Below are 209 nucleotides of genomic sequence, written 5' to 3' on the forward strand. Positions count from 1 at the left end.
TAATTACATAGCAAAATCTAATAGAAAAAATAGTAAGATGCCAACTGGTGTAATTGTTATTTTATTTGGGACAGCAGTTGCATGGCTTACAGGGTATATGAATATTCAATCATTAAAAGAAGCTTTTATAGATGTTGGAATTCAAACGCCAAGTTTTTTTATAGGAGATATTATAAAAGGATTTAGTGATGTAGTACCATATTTACCGG

Annotated in this window: 1 pseudogene; it reads left to right on the top strand. The window is 29.7% G+C overall.

Features of this window, described 5'->3' with window-relative positions:
• Window positions 1–209, top strand: a pseudogene (locus NG901_RS17025) (uracil permease); the annotation flags it as partial.

This window comes from Clostridium sp. CMCC3677 (assembly GCF_023845585.1).
GTDB lineage: Bacteria > Bacillota > Clostridia > Clostridiales > Clostridiaceae > Clostridium > Clostridium aquiflavi.